At 35.0% G+C, this 3,745-nt stretch carries 5 protein-coding genes and 1 pseudogene; all 6 read left to right on the top strand.

Annotated elements, in window-relative coordinates; translation table 11 throughout:
* Nucleotides 1-357 (top strand): IS3 family transposase (locus J502_RS15645; protein WP_034685126.1); only part of this gene is annotated, 357 nt, incomplete at its 5' end.
* A 99-nt stretch (nt 358-456) separates the two neighbouring features.
* A complete protein-coding gene (locus tag J502_RS15650) occupies nt 457-897 on the top strand; it encodes a BLUF domain-containing protein (RefSeq protein WP_005019483.1) in 441 nt (146 codons plus the stop codon).
* Between the two features lie 753 nt (nt 898-1,650).
* On the top strand, nt 1,651-1,893 hold the full coding sequence (locus tag J502_RS15655; RefSeq protein WP_005019484.1) for a hypothetical protein: 243 nt from the start codon (nt 1,651-1,653) through the stop codon (nt 1,891-1,893).
* 250 nt (nt 1,894-2,143) lie between these two features.
* Nucleotides 2,144-2,359: a hypothetical protein gene (locus J502_RS15660; RefSeq protein ID WP_005019487.1), complete on the top strand. Its 216-nt coding sequence runs from the start codon at nt 2,144-2,146 to the stop codon at nt 2,357-2,359.
* A 459-nt stretch (nt 2,360-2,818) separates the two neighbouring features.
* Nucleotides 2,819-3,294: pseudogene (locus J502_RS15670) on the top strand (hypothetical protein).
* On the top strand, nt 3,254-3,745 hold a 492-nt coding region (locus tag J502_RS15675), incomplete at its 3' end, for a putative metallopeptidase (protein ID WP_034685128.1). The pseudogene J502_RS15670 and the gene J502_RS15675, both read left to right, overlap by 41 nt.

Raw genomic sequence — 3,745 nt, forward strand, 5'->3', positions numbered from 1 at the left:
GCTCGTCAGGGTTATCCAACTGGTGTTATGGTTCATTCAGACCAAGGTTCACAGTACTGTAGTCGTGATTTTAGAGCGCTGTTACTGACAAATGATTGTACTCAGAGTATGTCTAGACGTGGAAACTGTTGGGATAATGCAGTGACTGAAAGCTTCTTTCATACATTAAAAGGTCATGTGGTACATGGCAGTGTGTTTTCGACTCGAAAAGAAGCGAATGCTGTCTTGTTTGACTATATTGAAATTTATTACAATCGGGTCAGAAGACATTCTGCAAACGGCTGGTTAAGTCCAGAAGCCTTTGAACAGAAATATATTAAAAGTTTAGAGGGGCTGGTTGTCCACGATACTGTCTAGGATCAAACCTTGCAGCTATAAGTAATTACTTGCAAAAATTTTAAAATGTTTTTTTACGGTTTTTACGTGGTTACTATTTAGTTAGGTCAGGAGGTTAATGTGGAAGATGTAAGATTGTTGTATGTAAGTAAGCTAAAAGATTGTGCCAACCCTATGAATGAGCTGTTCAACATTCTTACTGAAGCATTAAACTTTAATACGCCTCATAAGATTTATGGTGCTCTCTATTACGGCAATGGCTACTTTGTCCAATGCCTTGAAGGGGAGAGGGAAAAAGTTGAACATCTTTATTTTCAGAAGATTCTTAAAGATCCACGTCATGAAGAATGTGAAGTACTGTTCTTAGAAAATATTGATGAACGAATGTTCTCCAAATGGCATATGAAATATGCGAGCTATCATAAAGATGTTATAAATTTCTTTATGGATAAGCATAAAGAGAGCTTTAATCCCTATTTGTTGACTAATGAAACTATTCCTGACTTTGTAGATTTATTATCTCGACAGCCCGACAGTTTTTATACCTTAAGCCATAGTTGATTTATTCTGTTTCAATATTAAGTTAGCTTATTTAATTTTTTAAAAAGTTATTCAATTAATCTTGAAGATATATAAAATAAAACCTGCCCCGCAGGTTTTATTTTATATATTGGATCAGAGAATAAGAACATGCTTGAAGAACTAGCAAATAAAAGAATATTAGTGAGTGAATACGATACATACTATTAACTCTATTATCCAAAAAAATTACTCAAGAAACTCGATATTTTGTCTATATTCAAATGACCCTTTTTACTTAAGGGTACTTTGGTAACCTACTTTAATTGTCTTTTCTCCCTGAAAGAAAGACTCTTAAAGTTTTAATGAATTTGTATACACTTAGTTCTATACAAATCCTCATTAGCCTATCCTTAAGAGGATAGGTTTTTTTTATTCATAAGATTTTAGTTGAAGACATATTTTTAGAAATTTGTTTATATTGTTTATTTAAAAATCTCTAATTTAATTTCAAGCTATGTTTAATAAATAAATAACATGAGATACATTAAGCACACCGTTATTGCTATTAAAACAACTACATATATTTGAATTTTAAATTATATTAATATTAATTCTATCACTTTCCTTCCGATAGAAGAGTGTGTGTAGTAGTACCCCTTAACCTGCTTTTACCTCTATGAAAGCAGGTTTTTTTAACCCTTCATTATTAGTTTATTAGCTTTAAATATCCATCTACCGAAAGCTCATATCGCTCCCAGTATGAGCTTTTCTATTTAATGAGAGATTTTGAATATGAGTGATTCAGATATACTGAAAACATTACAGGTGTTAGAGAAAACACATGGTAATTCAAAAGAGGTTGTTTATAGCGCTCATCTCTCTGATGAATGCGTATATTTGTTTTCAGATATAGGATATGCCGGAAATAATCCTACTCCCAGGCATGAGTGGCGCATGAATAAGGCAGATCCTGATTTGGAAATAAAGTTAAAGAGTGCGGTTCAGCTTATTCTGGATGAAGCCCAAGTGGCTTAAGGATAATGGGTGAACTGAAAGTATGAAAGGAATTAACTTTATTATTGAAGATCTCATAAGCTCTAAACACCTTATGAGATCTTTTAAAATTTATTCTCATAACTACAGATCAAATCCTAGATTTTTTAAAATAACTTATGCAATCTATTTGATTAAATTAATTAAAATTACTTAGACATTTATACTATATTTATTTTGCTAGGGTTCTGATATAGCTAGGTGTTTGCCGAAAAATTAAGAAGTTTTTATCATGTCTAATTATAGAATTACTTATGAAAGATTAATCTCTAGTATCAATAATAAGCTGGAAGTAAATAAAAACACGGCTATAAGTTTTGAAGAGAAATATTCTGATATTGAGCCTGGAGTAGTAGAGAAACTGGAAATTTACTATGATGCTAAAGGGTATGAGTTTGACTGGCTAGAAGAAGATAACTTATTGGTGGTGCTTATAACACCTAAATAACTGAACAATAGTCTTAAGCTAGTTTTGAGTGGTTCTTCTCTCATGGAGAAAAAGAAAGTAAGAGGTTTGCAAAATATTAACCAGATAACCAAAAATTATATTTATCGGATAGACTTCTCAGTCTCTTCCATTTAAAGAAGTTTTGATGTAAATATGCCAGTTCAAATTTGCAGAAAGCAAATTTTCTCCTGGTGAAGCAAATGAAAGAAAATTTAGGCGTAGTTGTTTTTTATGCACTGTGCATTCTTGGAATTATCCTTGAATTGGTGGGGTTTATGAATATAGATATAATGTTTCTGGTAATTGGGGCTGCATTTTTAATTAGTGCATTTCTCATAAAGTCAGAATTCAAACTATATGTCTCTTTCTGGAAAGAAATCGAATAGCGTTATTTAAGTTTGGTAAGAATAAGAAGCCGCATTGACTAAAGTTAGTGCGGTTTTTTAATGGGTGTAAGTTATGGATGCCGACCAGTACAAAGCTCTAACCAAAAAGAAGCCATTAAAAAAGGTACCAAGAGCAAAGCCATTACCTAAGGCAACTCAAAAATATCTCGAAGCCCAAGAAGAACTAGAGCGGATTCTGGATATTTTAGAAATCAAATTTGAAAATGCTTTCACTTTAAATCTACCAAGCACTGGCGTTTCGACTTTCATTTGATCGAACACAGGATCTTAATTGAAATAGCAGGCGGGCCTTGGTCTGGTGGACGTAAGGGAAAACTGAGCAATAAGGCTTGGAGCATGGATCGTTATGATCATGCTGCAGAGATGGGTTATAACGTTGTACGTTTGGAATCAGCTAGCCGTTACAAGATCAACGAAGCTGGACCATTGCAAATAGAATCCAGTCATGCTGGTCAATGGCTTAAACACTTAAAGAGGTATTCATTCAATGGAACAGTTCAGACCATTCCCGCCGCCGGAACTGATTGATCAGGCAGAGGAAGAGGAAGCAATCCGGCTGGCACCCGCCGTTGAATTAAAAGAATGGGTGCTTAAAAACTTTTTAACCTTGGGTGGCCAGCTGCACAATCCGGACCATGATCATATCGCTGAGCTGCTTCATGATGATGAAACCTTCCTGGCATTTGCTTGGGCTTCATCTGCGGCAGTAGCGAAAAAACGTATGGTACTGGGCCAATGTGAAAAGGTGATGTTTAACCAGGGTGGTTGGAAAAAGGCTAGGCAGGAACAGCAGATGCGGGACTGGTTCGGCTATGTACCTGTTTATCTCATTACAGTAGACGCAAGCTTTTGCAAAAACTCTAATGATCAGGAGTTCTGCCGTTTGATTGAGCATGAGCTTTATCACATCGGTGTTGAACGTGATGAGGACGGCGAAATCATTTATAGCGATATGACCGGCTTACCAAAGCATTACTTG

Origin of the sequence: Acinetobacter sp. 1294596, assembly GCF_000582925.1 — a bacterium.
Lineage (GTDB): Bacteria > Pseudomonadota > Gammaproteobacteria > Pseudomonadales > Moraxellaceae > Acinetobacter > Acinetobacter radioresistens.

Coding starts and splice junctions, on each gene's coding strand:
- J502_RS15655 (WP_005019484.1), top strand. CDS start 1,651: ATGAGTGATTCAGATATACTGAAAACATTACAGGTGTTAGAGAAAACA.
- J502_RS15660 (WP_005019487.1), top strand. CDS start 2,144: ATGTCTAATTATAGAATTACTTATGAAAGATTAATCTCTAGTATCAAT.